This window comes from Sphingobacteriaceae bacterium, assembly GCA_002319075.1.
Taxonomy (GTDB): Bacteria; Bacteroidota; Bacteroidia; order B-17B0; family Aurantibacillaceae; genus Aurantibacillus.
Window position 1 is genome coordinate 3,615,937 of sequence record NVQB01000001.1, and the last position, 15,920, is coordinate 3,631,856.

Consider the following 15,920-nt stretch of genomic DNA (forward strand, 5'->3'; position numbering starts at 1 on the left):
AAAAATTATTTTTTATCTTCTTTGTTTACAGGTTGTTTATTCTCGTACAGAAAGGGTTTGGGCTTGGTATAGCGGAGTGTGATTTCAAATCCTCCACGAGATGATGAAGCAGCAACGAGTCGCGATACATTAAAGTCGTAACTTAATCCTACCGCATATGTTTCCTGCCATTCAAGCAATAGTGCTACTATCACAGCATCTTTGTTTCTGTAATACAAACCACAGCCCAAAACATTACGTTTAACAATGCCGGTATATTTCGAGGCGCCATTCGTAAAATATTTCAGCATAGCGCCTGCCTGAATTTCTTGTGCAGATCCCTGGAATTGGGCAAGAAAAGACGGTGCTATAGCCAACTGCGATCCCGGAAAACTAGAAAGTAAATCACCATGAATCACATAACGTCTATATAAAAGGTTGCTGGAATTCAAAAAATGTTGCTTAGGTTGATTTAAATGGTATGTCGCAAACCCTAGCCTGGCCTTCAATTGTTTATTTGCGTTAAGTCTTCGTTCTTCTGAAGCATAAGACCAAAGTATGCCGGCGCTAACATCTCCATAACTAAAATTTGAATTTGAAAAATTTTCCTGCGAAGCTACGTTCTGGTCATAACCCGTTCCGTTGTACTGATTTGGGAAAATGAGTTTACTTTCGTCTAATCTCCTTTGAGACAGACTTCCCTGGAGTCCGAGTGAAAAAAAACTTTTCTTACTGATAGGAACAAAAGTAGCCAAAGTTAAATTCCCTTGAGTGATACCCATTTTACCATCGCCTGCGCTTGCACTGTATACCGAAAAACCCATCGCAAGTCTGCTGGTGCTTTTTTGCTTAAAAGTCATCGATCTGAATTTATCAACCTGCTCCCAATTGCTTTGGTTAAAACGTGTTTCAATAGTTGCGCCAAAAGTTTTATAAGGTGCTGAAACACTTCTCCATTGATCTTTGTATGTTAAAGCCGCTTTTACTGGATCTGCCGCACCTGCCAGTGCAGGATTTAGAAGCGATGGATTTTCGTAAAACTGAGAAAAATGAAGATCCTGAGCAGGCAGTAAACTGGCTGTTAGCAAAACAAAACAAGTATAAAGTAGGGAAAGTACTTTAGTTTTCATTCAATTTAAAAGTATTCTAACTAAAGATAAATAATAAGTACAAATAAAAAAACCGAAATCTTTTAAGTGGTAAAACAAAAAAGCCACTCTCGTTTGAGAATGGCTTTGAATTAAAAGTATGTGCTTATTTTTTAACCTGATCTTCAGGAATAAATTTAATACTCACGCTGTTAACGCAATAACGCTGTCCTGTGGCGGTAGGACCATCGTCAAAGATATGCCCAAGATGCCCCCCGCAATTAGCACAAACAATCTCCGTTCTAATCATGCCATGTGAAAAATCTTTCACTTGTTTCACGCGATCGCCGCCTAAAATATTATTATCAAAACTTGGCCAGCCACAGTGACTATCAAATTTCTGATCACTTGTAAATAATTCTGTGTTGCAGGCTGCACATACATAAATGCCTTTCTGTGAGAAAGTATTGTATTCTCCAGTTCCCGGACGTTCAGTCCCCTTTTCACGTAAAATATGATATTGTTCAGGTGTCAGGATTTTTTTCCATTCCGCATCTGTTTTTGTCAGCTTGTTTTCCATAGATTTTTGAGGTTTGTCTTCACTTTCTTTTGCTGCTGAATTAGTCGTTGTTGTTTGACAAGACACCAGTCCAAATACCAAAAAGAATAAAGAGGTTGTGAATATTTTTTTCATTTGCCCGTTTTATAAAGATACGAGAATTAGAAAGTTATAGTTTTCGATTTACATAAATTAACGCTTGTATTGCTTCAAGCGAAAATGCTTTTTAGTGCATGAAGAGGAAGCTGCCTTCAGCTTTATGGTTTCCTGCTCCTCAATTTTATTTCATCAAGCAACTTTTCTTCACTGCCATTTCTTTGACTAATAGGTATAAATGAGCCCTCACCTTTTGAAGCTATATCTCTTAAATTTCGCATGGCATCTTTGTCATTTCCCAGCGCTACAGTACTTAAAATTATTTTTTTATCGCTCTGTCGTTTTTTCCAGACAAGAAAATCTTCCCGCTCAAACTTAAACTCTCCATCTGTAACAATAATGATCTGGTTATTTCCATTTTGAATGTAGTGTCTTTGAGCTACCTGTTGTCCAAATAAAATAGCAGTTTTGCCAGCAGTCATCCCTTTAGCTTTTAAACTATCTACTAAAATATGCAGTGCGGTTTTGTTTTCACCACTTAAACCTTCTTTTATAACTTTCACCTGACTGGCGTAAGTTACAAAGCTAATGGTGTCAATATCACGCACTTCATCTATCAATTTATGAAGCGCTGTTTTCATCACCGGAAGTTTTAAAGAGTCACGCATCGAGCTGCTTATGTCTACCAAAAAAAGAATGTTGTTTGGTTTATACTTTGAAATTGGCAAGGTTCCTTTTTCCTGCAGGAGCTCTTCCTTAATTGGCTCTGGTGTAAAAGAGTGACTTGCTGCAACACGCGTAGGTGAAGGACTTTCGGGAAGTTTATTAGAGTTGTCTCTTTTTACAGGTGCTTGTGGAATGGAAATTGGCCCTTCTTTTACAGCAACTGTATTCGGTCTTCTTTTTCCGAAATAAACGCAGGCTTGGCGATCGTTGGTTTTTACGTTGGCTAGATTTCCTGATAAAGTTATTTCGTAAGGCACTGTTTTGTCGGTTGCAACCAGGTTTATTTTCTTCTTGAATTTGCCGTTGCTCTCAGGAATAAAAGAGATTACTAAGAGGCAAGTATCGCCTGCTTGCAGAGTCTTTTTGGAAGTGTAGATTTTTACTCCGCGATCAGCATCGGCACGCATTAAAAAAACTTTTTTGTCGGAGGTGTTTGTAAGAACAAGGTCTCCTTTTATTTCGTAGGCTTCGGAAATATTTCCCAGGTTTATATCTTTCTCACTAAATGTGATCTGTGAATCACAAAAAAAAGGAACCAGCAGAAAAAAGAAGAGTTTGTTCATGTTTTATACCATAACAACAAATAAGCCAAACGACACACTATTTGTTTAAATAATTGTAAAAATAGATCAAATTCTGCTATTCACCTTTAATGCTGAGCTTTCTCATGGTAAAGAGAATAGCGAGTCCAACAACAAAATAAGCAATTAGTGAAAGTATCGAAGGACGCATTCCTCCAACCATTTCGCTTATAAGTCCGAAGGTTACAGTTCCAATAATCATCCCTAACTTTTCCATCACGTCGTAAAAACTGAAGAAGCTGGCATGGTCATCAGTAGCAGGAAGGAGTTTGGAGTAAGTACTTCTTGAGAGTGCCTGAATTCCACCCATTACAAAGCCTACTAAAAATGCCACCACATAAAAATGAATCGGAAAGTAGGCGAACTGGTAAGTGAAAACGCAGATAAAAACCCAAATGAGTACAGCGATCATTAGCGACTTAATGTTTCCGATTTTTCTCGAAATTCCCGAAAATATAAAGGATCCTGCAATGCCTACAAATTGAATAATGAGAATGCTAACAATAAGAGACGTCGTTTTTGCTTTTTCTCCAGCTTCTCCTTCGCCCCAGAAAATTTCATTCCTGGCAAATAAAACAGCTACCACCATGATCGTTTGAACTCCCATGTTATAAAAGAAATAAGCAGAGAGAAATCTCTTTAAGCTTGGAATGGACTTCAACTGCTTAAAAACGTTCCCTAATTCTGTAAAACCTTTTGAGAACAATCTCTTTTTGTTATGCACAGTTTCATCCTGCGCTTTATTTGGCAGCACTCTGAAGGTATATTGCGCAAAGCCTAGCCACCAAAGACCGGTAAGAAGAAAGGAATACTTGACCTTGAAAAAACCTGAGCTCACGATAATACCATTCACTTCTTTTTCTTCGTATTTAAAAACCATTATTCCAACTAAACAAATAATCAAAAGAAGAGAGCTTCCGAAATAGCCTATTGCGAAGCCACGGGCGCTAACCTTATCCTGGTTTTCGACGCTGGCAATTTCCGGTAAGTAAGAATTATAATAAACCAAGCTTCCCCAAAAACCAATAGTAGCTGTAATAAAAGGAACAAAACTTAATTCAAGATGCTCGAGCGAAAAGAAAAACAAACACATACAGGAGATTGCGCCGAGATAACAAAAGAATTGCAGGAAGCGTTTTTTGTTGCCCAGGTAATCGGCAATGCCACTTAAAATAGGCGCAATAAGCACAACAATTGAAAGCGCGAAGGCATAAACAAAAGAGTAGATGGTCGTATTCTCTACTTGTTTTCCAAAAAAAGTAACTGTATGACCAATAAATTCTTTTCCCCTATGGGTGGTCACATAATCGTAAAAGTTAGGAAAAATGGCTGATGTAATTACCAATGGAAAAACAGAGTTTGCCCAATCATAAAAAGTCCAGGCGCGAATTATTTTTGGATTATCTTTTTCTATCAAATTCATAAATGTTTTTTGTTGATGAGATTTTAAAAGAGCCTGTCTCTCCAGGTAGGTTATAAATCTAATATTTATTTTTTAATAATCTCAAACTCCACACGGCGGTTGCGCGATCTTCCGGCCTCTGTTGCATTGTCAGCGATAGGCTGCGAACTCCCAAATCCTTTAAAGTACATTTTGTTCTGTACGCCTTTGCTTATAAGGTATTCGAAAACTTCACGCGCACGGAGTTCACTCATTTTTTGGTTTTTGTATTTCAATCCATCATTGTCACTATGTCCGTTAATCTGAATTTCCACCGTAGGATTTTGAATAAGATAGAGTGCCAGTTTGTTCAATTCAATGTTCGACTCGGGAAGTAAATAGTAACGCCCACTCACAAAAAAAATGTTATTGAGACTTACTTTTTCACCTACCTTAATGTCGTCTTTTACTTTCAGGGTAGAGTCGGCCCAAAGCTCTTTGTAATTGGGTCCAATACGTTCCTGTGCCACTTTTTCTTCGAATAGCGGAGATTTTATCATCTTCACATCATCCACAAAATAGTAGGCCTCTTTAGCACCGAATTTAAAGACATCTATACGCGCCATATCTTTTTTAATTTTTGGTGAAAAATTACCGATGGTTAAATATTTCTCCCCACCGTCGGCCTTATAAAATCCTTTGATGGTCATCCATTGATACCCTTGCATTAAGCCGCCGTTTAAACAAACGCTATCAACCATATTAGATTTTGATACATCGTAGGGGCCTTTATAACCTCCTTTTGTAAACAGCACACCAAATGATCTGAGTGTGCAATTACTCCAAAAAGCCAGTCGAATTTGCATGCTGTACTCATAAATAGTACCCCTGTGAAGCGGTTCTACCAATTTAACCTGCAAAAACTCTTTGTATTTTTTTCGAAATCTGAAGCCCGTATAACAGTAACCGTCATAAGCTCCTTTTTGAACCGTTGTGTCGTTACTAAGAGGATTCTGGTAATAATCAATCGTCTCAATAGGCCGCCAGGGCACTGCCTTTCTCACATCATTGGCTTTTTTGCGATAATTTTCGAAACTCCCGTTAGGAACCAGGTTTTTCTCCGGTTTTGGCCCGGCTAAGTTCTGGGCCAAAGAAGCAACGCTGGCTAAAGCCATTATGAGGAGAAAAAATTGCTTCATCCCTGCAAAAATAGACTTAAATCAAAATTTAAGGCGATTTTGTTTTTAACACTTGGATATTCAAAAAAAGTAGTATATTTGCCTTCCCAAAATCGGGAATAACAAAAGAAATTACAGACAATGGCAAACCATAAATCATCAATTAAACGCATTCGCTCTAACGACGCTAAACGTACAGAGAACCGTTATTACGCAAAAACTACTCGTACTGCTGTAAAAGCTTTACGTACAGCTACTTCTAAAAAAGATGCAGAAGCTTTATTACCTAAAGTATCGGGTATGTTAGATAAATTGGCTAAAAAGAACGTTATCCACAAAAACAAAGCGGGTAACATGAAATCTAAACTTGCTAAGAAAGTTGCTACTTTAAAATAATTTTCAATAAAAGTATTTACAAACCGTCTGGGTAAAACCCTGACGGTTTTTTTTTGCTCTTTGCTTAACTTTAACACAGATTCTTAATTCATCACAACCTTATATTATATATTATATGAAAAGAATGTTCGATAAATTTTCAACACAGGTAACAAATGCCACAGGAAGTCCTTCGGCTTTCATTATTGCTTTGGTAATCATTATTATATGGGCAACCACTGGCCCAATCTTTAATTTTTCAGATACCTGGCAATTGGTTATCAATACCGGAACTACCATTATTACTTTTTTGATGGTTTTTGTCATTCAACAATCCCAGAATAAAGATACCAAAGCACTGCATTTAAAATTAAATGAACTGATAGCCTGTAATAAGGATGCAAGCAACCGTTTAATCGATATTGAAGATCTAACAGGTGAAGAGATTGAAGTGCTTAAAAAATTCTATATCAAACTTGCAAAACTTTCCGCTACGGAAGAAGATGTCCACGCAAGCCATTCATTAGACGAAGCACATGCAAATCATAAATCAAAAATTTCGCACGAGAAGGCAAAGGAATAATTTTTAAAACTCCTTTCGTAGAGTGGCCGGACTTGAGAAAATTTCCGCCGCAACAATCAGACCAAAAAAATAATTTCTCTGTCAAAAAAGTATTTTCCTGTTTTTTGTAGATGAATGCGTTGTACGGTAGGTTAAACCTTCATTTTTTTTAGAGTTAAAATTATCCTGCTTTCTAATAGTTTATCTGTTTAATTCTTGTATTTTGTCAACCATGCACAAGCGTGTGCTAAACAAAAGCAGGACTTACAAAACTAAAAACTACCAATTCTAAATCTCCGCAATATGATTACACTTTTATCTGCACTTTTTAGGCTTCAGGTTCTTGCCGTTTCGAAAAAAATTCTGAAATTAACCTTCAGTGATAACGGACACTTATTCTTTGTTACAAAGAGTTTCATTTTCTAAACAGTAATTGCGAGAAATCATCTGATGGAAAAAGAACTAAAAATTTTACTTCTCGAAGATAATTATTCGGACGCCGAGATTTTAATGAAAACGCTCAGCAAAGCCGGTATGCAGTACGATTTGCATCTTGTTGAGTCTAAAGATCATTTTATTTCTGAGCTTGAATCATTCGATCCCGATGTAATTGTTTCTGATTTTTCTCTGCCAACCTTAAACTCGCTGGAAGCACTCGACATAGCGCGTTCACGAAATTCAGAGATTCCCTTTATTCTTGTTACAGGTTCTGTTTCTGAAGAGTTTGCGGTGGAGTGTATCAGAGCCGGGGTAGATGACTATATTCTTAAGAGCAGCCTGATTCGTCTCCCATCATCAATAAAAAATATTTTCTCCAAAGCGCTTGCCAGACGCGAAAAGGAAACTATCCTTTCTATACATCAGGAATTGAAAATAGCCTATAACGAGATTGAAGAAAATAATAAGAGCATGATGGACAGTATTAACTATGCCAAGTTAATACAGGAAGCCATGTTGCCTGAGAAAGCAGTGCTTACAAATTATTTTCCAAATTCACTTATTATCTACAGGCCAAAAGATATAGTAAGCGGTGATTTTTATTGGTTTGTAGAAAGAGAAAGAAAATTATTCATTGCTGTTGCTGATTGCACGGGTCATGGGGTTCCGGGTTCTCTTATGTCTATGATCGGTTATAGTTTATTAAATGAAATCGTCAACGTAAAAAAAATTAGGCAGCCGGCAGAAATTTTAAATAAACTCAATCGTGGAATTCGTCGCACCCTTAAACAAGATAAAACCGGCAATCAAAGGTGTGATGGCATGGATATCGCGCTTTGTGCAATCGACAGGGAGAGGCAGGAAATTGAATTTGCGGGCGCCAACAGACATCTCATTTTTTTCAGGGATAAAGAACTTGAAATGACAAAGGGTAATAAAGTTGGAATAGGCGGCTTACACGATGAAGCAGCTATCAGTTTTACAAATCATAAAATCTCCTACGATGAGGGCGACATCATGTATCTTTGCACAGATGGCTACGCAGATCAGTTTGGCGGAACCAAAGGTAAACGCATGATGACGCGTAATATGATTAAAATTCTTGAGAAATCTTTGTCCTTCGGAGTAGGCGAGCAGGAGCAGCTCTTAAATCATTGGTTAGATAAATGGCAGGGAAATTATGAGCAAACTGACGATATCTTACTTATCGGAATTCAGTTATAACTTGCAGCTTTCAGAAAATTGCCTGTAAACAATTTAAAATTAACTAAAAGAGCCGTTTTTGTCTGTCAAAAACGGCTCTTTGTCGAATAATTATTTTTTTTGAAGATTAGCGGTGATCTGGTTTTTTTAGGATAATAACTTTTGTCTCAACATAAACTCCAGTTGCTCATTTGTAGTCAAAAGTTGTTCACTTAACTCTTTTTGTTTTTTCTTTAAATGGTAGACTTTAAAGGCGTTTTCAATGGTTTCCTTTAGATTTTCATCGTTCCAGGGTTTCTGCAGGTAATGGTAAATCTGCCCACGGTTAATTGCATCTTTTATTGCCTCTATGTCAGAAAAACCGGTAAGTAAAATTCTTATTTGATCAGGATAGTCCTTTACCGCTTGCGCAAGTAATTCGGTACCAAGAGTACCTGGCATGCGCTGGTCTGTAATAAGAACATGTATCTCATTGTCAGCGAGCACTTTTTTTCCTTCGTCCGCTGAAATGGCCGTAAACACTGTAAAATGTCGCCTAAAAGAAGCTTTAAAAGCTAAAAGATTATTTTCTTCGTCGTCAACATAAAGCACATTGATAGTAGGTTGCTCGCTCATTTGAAGTTCTTTAACCGCGTGAATAAATGTTTTTATAAAGTGTTTTTGCTTAAACTGACTCAAACACTTTCTCAGTTCGAATTTATGAATAATAATTTTATTTTTACAAAAATTACATGGTTTAACAACTTCATAAATTATGTGATTTACAGATACTAAACTTAAGAACTAACGCACGGTTACTATGACAGCAACTTCTGAACGCCTGGAAATACTGAGGAGTGAACATCAAAAAAACAGTACTAGCTTCAAGCCCTTGCTTTATAGGCTTCGCGAGGCCAACGATCTCAAATTATTTACCGAGCTGTTGTCAGTACCGGGCATTGTTGTGGTAGATCATATTCGTGAACAGATCTCTGAATTCGTTAAGTTGAAAAGTCCACACAAAAGATTTTCGACCGATCAGTTAAAAACCGAAACAGAAAAACATATTGGCAACACAGATCTCAATGAATATGGGGTTTGGGCGTACTACCCATGGTCGAAGCGCCTGGTGCATATTTTAGACGAAGAAGAATTTATTGAAGTGAGAACCAGTCGCAACCAATACAAGATTACCCGTGAAGAAAGAGATACGCTGGCAACAAAAAAAATTGGCATTATCGGACTTTCTGTAGGCCAATCGGTTTCGGTGACGCTCGCCATGGAACGTATATGCGGCGAATTGCGGCTGGCAGATTTCGACTTGCTGGAACTTACAAATCTTAACCGTATTCGTACCGGAGTGCACAATCTTGGATTAGCAAAAGTATACTCTGTAGCCCGCGAAATTTCAGAAATAGATCCATACATAAAAATAATCTGTTTCCCTGAAGGGCTGAACGAAAATAACCTCGATACTTTTTTCCTCGAGGGCGGGAAATTAGACTTGCTTGTAGAAGAGTCTGACGGGTTCGATATAAAAATATTAAGCAGGTACAAAGCGCGTGATTTGAGAGTGCCGGTAATTATGGAAGCCAGCGATAAATGTATGGTAGATGTGGAGCGTTTTGATTTAGAACCAGACCGAAATATCCTGCATGGTATTGTTAAGCATCTTGATATCGCAACATTAAAAAGCCTAACAACTAACGAAGAAAAAATTCCTTACATGCTGGATGTTCTCGGGTTAAGTTCTACTAGTCCGAGATTAAGAGCGTCTATGTTGGAAATGCAACAAACTATCAGCACCTGGCCACAGTTGGGTTCTGCCGTAACAATGGGCGGTGGTATTACAGCAGATGTAAGCAGAAGAATGTTATTGAATCACTTTACGGATTCTGGACGTTATTATGTAGACATAGATTTACTCATAGGAAATAAAACAGAGGCTTCAACAAATAAATTACAATCTGAAACTTCTATACAGTGGAGTGCCGATAGTATGGAAAAAGTCATCGGCAAAATGAATGAAAAGAGAGAATCCACGATTACCGAAAAAGATCTGGATGCCCTTGTAGAAGCCGGTGCAGCTGCTCCGTCATATGCCAATAAACAACCGTGGAAGTGGCTTGCCGCTGAAAAAAAATTATACCTTTTCAAAGAAAACAAAAAATCTTTCCACGACCCTGACCAACGAAATACTTATATTTCTTTAGGTTCTGCTATAGAAAATGTTATGCTCAAAGCCGAGGAGCTAGGCTACAAAACTAATTGCCACCTATTGCCTCTGACTTCTGAAAAAGAATTTATTGCAGCTTTTAGTTTTGAAGGCGGAGAAACCAAAAACAGCTCCGATTTAAGCCCTTATATTTTTAAAAGAAAGACTAACCGTAAAATGGGCAACGGCAATCCGATAAAATCTAGTTACCTGGATGAACTGCAGGCATTGACGAACCAAAGTCGGGGAGCTTCGTTAAGTTTGGTCACTTCTAAAAAAGAAATAGAGGAAGTTGCTAATGTAGCGGGCGCAATTGAGCGCATAAGACTTTTGGATCCCAGGGCTCACGAAGACTATTTTAAAAACGAAATCCGTTGGCAAACTTCAGAGCCAATTTTAGAAGGCCTGGATGTGAAAACCCTGGAACTGCCTGCCTCGGTGCAAACTGCCTTTGAAGTTATTGCTGATCCTAAAGTAGCGGCTTTACTTAATCAGTGGGAAAAAGGGATTGCCTTCGAGAAATTAACACAGGCCTCGGTTGCCAGTTCTTCGGCAATAGGTTTGTTGAGTATGCCACTTGATTCAATAGAGGATCTGATTGAAGGGGGAAGAATCTCCGAAAAAATTTGGCTTAGTGCCACTAAAAATTCTTTAGCTTTTCAACCTATTTGTGTACCTTTAAGTTTCTTTAAACTAGCTGGTAACAACAATAAAAACAAAACACTAAGTACTAAAACTTTTTATCAGGTAGAAGCGTTAAAAGCCCAACTTTCGCTTATATTTAAGGAATTAAAATCAAGAGAAGCTGTTTTTATGTTCAGACTTTCTGAAGCAGAAATAACACTTACCCACTCGTTGAGAAAGCCTTTAAATGAAGTATATTTTAAAAGTAAGACACACAAATGAAATTAATTTTTCGCGCATTTAAAGCTACTGAGAACAAAGAACTATGCGAAAGGTATCTCAACGGGCACATCCAGGTACTGGTTAATTACGGTATTACGAATATTACCACCAATAATAAAGAGTGGATGGATTGGGATTTCGTGTATTGTGTAATTGCTGAAAAAGAAGACGGAACAGTTGTAGGCGGTGTAAGAACACAAATTGCCGACGGAACACATCTATTGCCGGTTGAAAAAGCCATCGGTAAAATGGACCCTAAAATACATGAAATTGTAAAGCATTACCAGGCGGATGGTGTAGGGGAGCTCTGCGCTTTGTGGAACGCAAAAGAAGTGGCAGGTATGGGCTTAAGCATCATGCTTGTAAGAGCGGGTATAGCCATGCTCAACCAGGTAAAATGCAATACACTTATGGGAATCTGCGCCGACTATACTTTAAAAATGTTTAGAAAAGTGGGTTTTGTCGTAGACAATTCTCTGGGCGATAAGGGTGAGTTTGTTTATCCGAACGAAAATTATGTGGCAAGGGTTCTTGGTATTTTAAATGCAAAAGATCTTTCTACAGCTGAGGAATACGACAGGCTCAAGATGCTTGATCTTCGTGAAAATCCTGTTCAGACAACTACTGAAAAAGGAGCTAACGATGTTACAATTGACATAGAGTATTTACTTTTATTAAAATAATAAAACGCCTTTCCCCATGCTTCGCTCAGGATTTTTGTTTTTCTTCTTACTGCTTGCAAAATTTTTATCTGCACAAATTTTGGTATCCGATTCGCCGCAAAAATCACCGGTAGTCAACCTTAATAATGGCATTTCTTACCTCGAAGACAAAGAAGGAACGTTAACCTTTGATGAAGTTAAATCATCTTCGGCTTTTTTACCTGTTAAAACTAAGGTTCCTAATTTTGGAATAACACGCTCAGCCTACTGGCTCAGGATTCTGATCAAAAACACAACACACAAAGAAGTATACCGATTGCAGATTTCTCAGCCCGCTCTGGATGAAATCGATTTTTACCAAAAAAATAAAAATGGAAATTTTGAAGTTACAAAAGCTGGCGAATCCCTTCCTTTTGGTGCCCGCGAGTTTTTTGATCCTAATTACATTTATCGCCTTCGATTAGATACTCTCGCTACAAATGAAATTTTTATGCGTGTAAAGTCTCGCGACAACTTACAGGTACCCTTACTGATCGATAGCCAGGAGCACATTTTCGAAACCAGCAAGATCAGAGATTATATCCTGGGCTTGTTCGCAGGTATTATGCTGGTAATGTTTTTATACAATACTTTCCTGTATGTAACAGTTCGTGATAAAACTTATCTGTATTACATCATTTATCTGGCCATGGTTATTCTCGTGCAAACAAGCATACAGGGGTATACTTTTCAGTATCTGTGGCCAAATATATCGCTTATAGCACAGTGGAGTCAGTTTACTTTTTCACCTCTCTCAGGAATCACAAGTGCTTATTTCATGAGAGTGTTTCTAAATACGGCTTTCTACACCCCCCGGCTGGACAAAGGATTTATTTATTTTACCATAGCCTACGGGGTTGCATTCGCATTTGCAGTATTCGGAAGATTCGACATCAGCTTCAATATGATCACCGCGTGTGCATCTGCACTTTCTATGTACATGATGATTGTTGCTATTTCTGTATTTAGAAAAGGATACAAGCCTGCAAGTTATTTTTTAATGGCATGGTCGTTATTTTTATTTGGTGTCACCGTTTATGCCATGACTAATTTTGGAATCTTGCCAATAAACAATTTTACATTTTATATGATGCCTTTTGGAGCCGCAGCTGAGGTTGTCTTACTTTCCCTTGCTCTTGCCGACCGTATTAATATTCTTAAAAAAGAAAAAGAAGAGTCGCAGGCCGAAGCTCTAAGAATTTCGCAGGAAAATCAACAATTGATTAAAGAACAAAATATTCTCTTGGAACAAAAAGTACACGAGCGTACTTTAGAATTGGAAGAAACTAACGAAGAGTTAAACGTAACGCTAACATATTTAAAAGATACTCAAACACAACTAGTAAATGCAGAGAAGATGGCTTCCTTAGGACAGCTTACTGCGGGTATTGCACACGAAATAAACAATCCTATTAATTTTGTAAGCGCAAACTTAAAGCCGCTTAAAACCGATATTTCGGAGATTTTTGAAATGGTGGATAAATATGAAACCATTAACCCTCAAACTGAACTTATTGAAAAACTTAAGGAGATTGATGCCTTTAAAAAGAAAATTGATCTCACATACCTTAAGCATGAAATTGGTACTCTGCTAACCGGGATTGAGGATGGTGCAAGAAGAACAGCAGAAATTGTCTCTGGTTTAAAAAACTTTTCTCGTCTCGACGAAAGCGACATTAAAGAAGCTAACATTAACGAGGGAATTGAATCTACGCTTGTTTTATTAAGAAGCTCCATTCTGAAAAATATCGAAGTGGTTACAAATCTTGGTGTCCTTCCAAATATTGAGTGTTTCCCGGGAAAACTTAACCAGGTATTTATGAATGTTCTAAGCAACGCTTTGTATGCTATGAATAAAAAAGATGCTTCATCAAAAAATAAACTAACTATCACTACTTTTGAAAAGAACGATCATGTTTATATTATTTTTGAAGATACAGGCATTGGAATGAACCAGGAAGTAAAAGAAAAGGTATTTGAACCTTTCTTTACCACTAAAGATGTGGGAGAGGGCACCGGACTTGGAATGTCAATCGTATTTAAGATAGTGGAAAGTCACCACGCAAAAATGGAAATAGAATCGGAACCCGGAAAGGGAACAAAAATTACCTTAATTCTCAATAAAAAAATAGGTTAGAAGTTTAAAAAAAAAAGAGCCGTGTAATCTACACGGCTCTTTTTAATTATCTTTTTAATCAAAATACTCCTTCATTCGGTCAAAAAATCCCTTCTCTTTTTTACTGGGATTCGGTTCAAAGTTTTTAGACGTTTTCATTTCCTCTAAGGTCTTTTTTTCCTCAGGACTTAAATGTGTTGGCGTGTAGATACTTATTTCCACTAAAAGATCACCACGACCATAAGAATTCACATCCGGAAGCCCTTTGCCTTTTAGGCGTAATACTTTTCCACTCTGTGTTCCTGCGTCAACTTTAATTTTCGCTTTTGCATCCACAGTGGGTATTTCAACCGTGGTTCCTAATGCAGCATCCGGAAAACCAATGTTCAGGTAATAAATCAAATGGTTGCCCTCACGTTTTAAATAAGGATGTTCTTCTTCTTCAATAACAATTAGAAGATCGCCGTTTATTCCACCACGTGGAGCAGCGTTTCCTTTTCCCTGCATACTCAATTGCATACCTTCTGCAACGCCTGCTGGAATATTAATGCTAATTACTTCTTCTTCCCTTACTATACCGTCACCGTGACAAGTGTTGCATTTATCTTTTACAATTCTGCCTTCACCATTACAAGTGCCACAGGTTGTTTGTGTTTGCATAGCCCCCAGAATGGTTTGCTGCACGCGTGTTATAGCGCCGCTTCCATTGCAGGATTTACACGTTTCAAATTGACCGTTTTTCGCACCACTACCACTGCATGTTTTGCAACTCACATGTTTATTGACTTTTATTTTTTTCTCAACGCCATCGGAAATATCTTTTAACGTGAGTTTAACTTTCACACGCAGATTAGTCCCGCGGGTTACCCGACGGCCACTGGATCTTCCTCCTCCAAAACCACCACCACCAAAAGCTCCACCAAAAATATCCCCAAACTGGCTGAAGATATCATCCATGTTCATTCCGCCACCGCCAAAACCGCCACCAGAAGCTCCTCCAACACCAGCGTGCCCAAATTGATTGTAACGCTGACGTTTTTCAGGGTTGCTTAATATTTCATAAGCTTCAGCTGCTTCTTTAAACTTTTCTTCAGCGGCTTTATCGTCAGGATTTTTATCGGGATGAAATTTAATTGCAAGCTTACGATAAGCTTTTTTTATTTCTTCTTCACTTGCGTTCTTCGCAAGACCTAATACTTCGTAATAGTCTCTTTTAGACATTCGTGTGCGTTTTTTTGTGTGATCTATTTTACTGTATGCGAATTACTGAGCAATAACAACTTTTGCAAAGCGAATAACTTTATCGCCAAGTTTATAGCCTTTCTCAACTTCATCAATTACTTTTCCTTTTTGTGAATCATCGCTCGCAGGAATGTGTGTAATTGCTTCCATTACGTCCGGATCAAAAGATTCTCCTTTGCTTTCAAAAGCAGTTAATCCTTTTTGGACTGTTGAATTTTTCAGTTTGTTATAAATCAATTGAATTCCTTCTTTAATTGCCCCTGCATCGCTCACAGTTTCATTTGCCTTCATAGCCCTTTCAAAATCATCCATGATGGGTAGAATAGCTTTAAAAACGTCTTCAGCTGCTGTTTTTATGATGTCTGATTTTTCTTTAATGGTGCGCTTGCGGTAATTATCGAATTCAGAATAGAGTCGAAGGTATTTATCGTTAAGATCTTTAATTTTTGATTCTGGATCCTCAGAAACTGTTTTTTCGTCAGTTACAGTGCTATTTTCAGTCGTATTGTCAGTGTTGTTAGACGCTGAATCGTTCTCCGGTTGTTCGTCGTTAATGTTATGTTCTTGATTTTGCATGGCTTAAGGACAATTTGTA

Annotated in this window: 14 protein-coding genes; 6 read left to right on the forward strand and 8 right to left on the reverse strand. The window is 37.8% G+C overall.

All coding sequences use genetic code 11. From position 1 onward, the window contains the following. Positions 1 to 5: 5 nt before the first annotated feature. The 5 genes from CNR22_15560 to CNR22_15580 all read right to left on the reverse strand — a co-directional run bounded on the left by CNR22_15560 (position 6) and on the right by CNR22_15580 (position 5,609). On the reverse strand, positions 6 to 1,109 hold the full coding sequence (locus tag CNR22_15560) for a hypothetical protein (protein ID PBQ33137.1): 1,104 nt from the start codon (positions 1,107 to 1,109) through the stop codon (positions 6 to 8). 124 nt (positions 1,110 to 1,233) lie between these two features. Beyond that, the gene (gene msrB, locus CNR22_15565) at positions 1,234 to 1,647 is read right to left on the reverse strand and encodes a peptide-methionine (R)-S-oxide reductase (GenBank protein ID PBQ34921.1); all 414 of its coding nucleotides are present in this window, start codon (positions 1,645 to 1,647) and stop codon (positions 1,234 to 1,236) included. Between the two features lie 236 nt (positions 1,648 to 1,883). Beyond that, positions 1,884 to 3,011: a hypothetical protein gene (locus CNR22_15570; GenBank protein PBQ33138.1), complete on the reverse strand. Its 1,128-nt coding sequence runs from the start codon at positions 3,009 to 3,011 to the stop codon at positions 1,884 to 1,886. A 76-nt stretch (positions 3,012 to 3,087) separates the two neighbouring features. Continuing rightward, a complete protein-coding gene (locus CNR22_15575; protein ID PBQ33139.1) occupies positions 3,088 to 4,452 on the reverse strand; it encodes an MFS transporter in 1,365 nt (454 codons plus the stop codon). A 65-nt stretch (positions 4,453 to 4,517) separates the two neighbouring features. Then, a complete protein-coding gene (locus CNR22_15580) occupies positions 4,518 to 5,609 on the reverse strand; it encodes a hypothetical protein (protein PBQ33140.1) in 1,092 nt (363 codons plus the stop codon). Positions 5,610 to 5,729: 120 nt separating this feature from the next. Here CNR22_15580 and CNR22_15585 point away from each other — a divergent pair, with 120 nt between their 5' ends. From CNR22_15585 to CNR22_15595, 3 genes are all read left to right on the forward strand, one after another. Further along, complete coding sequence (locus CNR22_15585) at positions 5,730 to 5,984, forward strand: 30S ribosomal protein S20 (GenBank protein PBQ33141.1); 255 nt, start codon at positions 5,730 to 5,732, stop codon at positions 5,982 to 5,984. Between the two features lie 115 nt (positions 5,985 to 6,099). Then, a complete protein-coding gene (locus CNR22_15590) occupies positions 6,100 to 6,546 on the forward strand; it encodes a hypothetical protein (GenBank protein PBQ33142.1) in 447 nt (148 codons plus the stop codon). 429 nt (positions 6,547 to 6,975) lie between these two features. Beyond that, a complete protein-coding gene (locus CNR22_15595) occupies positions 6,976 to 8,187 on the forward strand; it encodes a hypothetical protein (protein ID PBQ33143.1) in 1,212 nt (403 codons plus the stop codon). 126 nt (positions 8,188 to 8,313) lie between these two features. Here CNR22_15595 and CNR22_15600 read toward each other — a convergent pair whose 3' ends face one another. Then, a complete protein-coding gene (locus CNR22_15600; GenBank protein PBQ33144.1) occupies positions 8,314 to 8,781 on the reverse strand; it encodes a two-component system response regulator in 468 nt (155 codons plus the stop codon). 184 nt (positions 8,782 to 8,965) lie between these two features. Here CNR22_15600 and CNR22_15605 point away from each other — a divergent pair, with 184 nt between their 5' ends. Genes CNR22_15605 through CNR22_15615 form a run of 3 tightly spaced genes read left to right on the forward strand, consistent with a single transcriptional unit; the run spans position 8,966 to position 14,104 of the window. Continuing rightward, positions 8,966 to 11,266, forward strand: a complete 2,301-nt coding sequence (locus CNR22_15605; GenBank protein PBQ33145.1) for a hypothetical protein — start codon at positions 8,966 to 8,968, stop codon at positions 11,264 to 11,266. Next, positions 11,263 to 11,949 (forward strand): hypothetical protein, encoded by a 687-nt coding sequence (locus tag CNR22_15610; protein PBQ33146.1) that lies wholly within the window; start codon positions 11,263 to 11,265, stop codon positions 11,947 to 11,949. Before CNR22_15605 ends, CNR22_15610 begins: the two co-directional genes overlap by 4 nt. A gap of 16 nt (positions 11,950 to 11,965) precedes the next feature. Continuing rightward, positions 11,966 to 14,104, forward strand: coding sequence for an ATPase (locus tag CNR22_15615; protein ID PBQ33147.1), 2,139 nt, complete (start codon positions 11,966 to 11,968; stop codon positions 14,102 to 14,104). A gap of 54 nt (positions 14,105 to 14,158) precedes the next feature. Here the strand turns inward: CNR22_15615 and dnaJ are convergent, their stop codons facing one another. Both dnaJ and grpE read right to left on the reverse strand, forming a co-directional pair. Continuing rightward, the gene (dnaJ, locus tag CNR22_15620) at positions 14,159 to 15,304 is read right to left on the reverse strand and encodes a molecular chaperone DnaJ (protein PBQ33148.1); all 1,146 of its coding nucleotides are present in this window, start codon (positions 15,302 to 15,304) and stop codon (positions 14,159 to 14,161) included. 42 nt (positions 15,305 to 15,346) lie between these two features. Beyond that, positions 15,347 to 15,901 carry a nucleotide exchange factor GrpE gene (grpE, locus tag CNR22_15625; GenBank protein ID PBQ33149.1) on the reverse strand — a complete coding sequence of 185 codons (555 nt, stop codon included), beginning with the start codon at positions 15,899 to 15,901 and terminating at the stop codon, positions 15,347 to 15,349. Positions 15,902 to 15,920: the final 19 nt, after the last annotated feature.

Bases quoted from the DNA above. Each gene is read 5' to 3' on its own strand.
- CNR22_15560 (PBQ33137.1), bottom strand. From the start codon at position 1,109: ATGAAAACTAAAGTACTTTCCCTACTTTATACTTGTTTTGTTTTGCTA.
- msrB (PBQ34921.1), bottom strand. From the start codon at position 1,647: ATGGAAAACAAGCTGACAAAAACAGATGCGGAATGGAAAAAAATCCTG.
- CNR22_15570 (PBQ33138.1), bottom strand. From the start codon at position 3,011: ATGAACAAACTCTTCTTTTTTCTGCTGGTTCCTTTTTTTTGTGATTCA.
- CNR22_15575 (PBQ33139.1), bottom strand. From the start codon at position 4,452: ATGAATTTGATAGAAAAAGATAATCCAAAAATAATTCGCGCCTGGACT.
- CNR22_15580 (PBQ33140.1), bottom strand. From the start codon at position 5,609: ATGAAGCAATTTTTTCTCCTCATAATGGCTTTAGCCAGCGTTGCTTCT.
- CNR22_15585 (PBQ33141.1), top strand. From the start codon at position 5,730: ATGGCAAACCATAAATCATCAATTAAACGCATTCGCTCTAACGACGCT.
- CNR22_15590 (PBQ33142.1), top strand. From the start codon at position 6,100: ATGAAAAGAATGTTCGATAAATTTTCAACACAGGTAACAAATGCCACA.
- CNR22_15595 (PBQ33143.1), top strand. From the start codon at position 6,976: ATGGAAAAAGAACTAAAAATTTTACTTCTCGAAGATAATTATTCGGAC.
- CNR22_15600 (PBQ33144.1), bottom strand. From the start codon at position 8,781: ATGAGCGAGCAACCTACTATCAATGTGCTTTATGTTGACGACGAAGAA.
- CNR22_15605 (PBQ33145.1), top strand. From the start codon at position 8,966: ATGACAGCAACTTCTGAACGCCTGGAAATACTGAGGAGTGAACATCAA.
- CNR22_15610 (PBQ33146.1), top strand. From the start codon at position 11,263: ATGAAATTAATTTTTCGCGCATTTAAAGCTACTGAGAACAAAGAACTA.
- CNR22_15615 (PBQ33147.1), top strand. From the start codon at position 11,966: ATGCTTCGCTCAGGATTTTTGTTTTTCTTCTTACTGCTTGCAAAATTT.
- dnaJ (PBQ33148.1), bottom strand. From the start codon at position 15,304: ATGTCTAAAAGAGACTATTACGAAGTATTAGGTCTTGCGAAGAACGCA.
- grpE (PBQ33149.1), bottom strand. From the start codon at position 15,901: ATGCAAAATCAAGAACATAACATTAACGACGAACAACCGGAGAACGAT.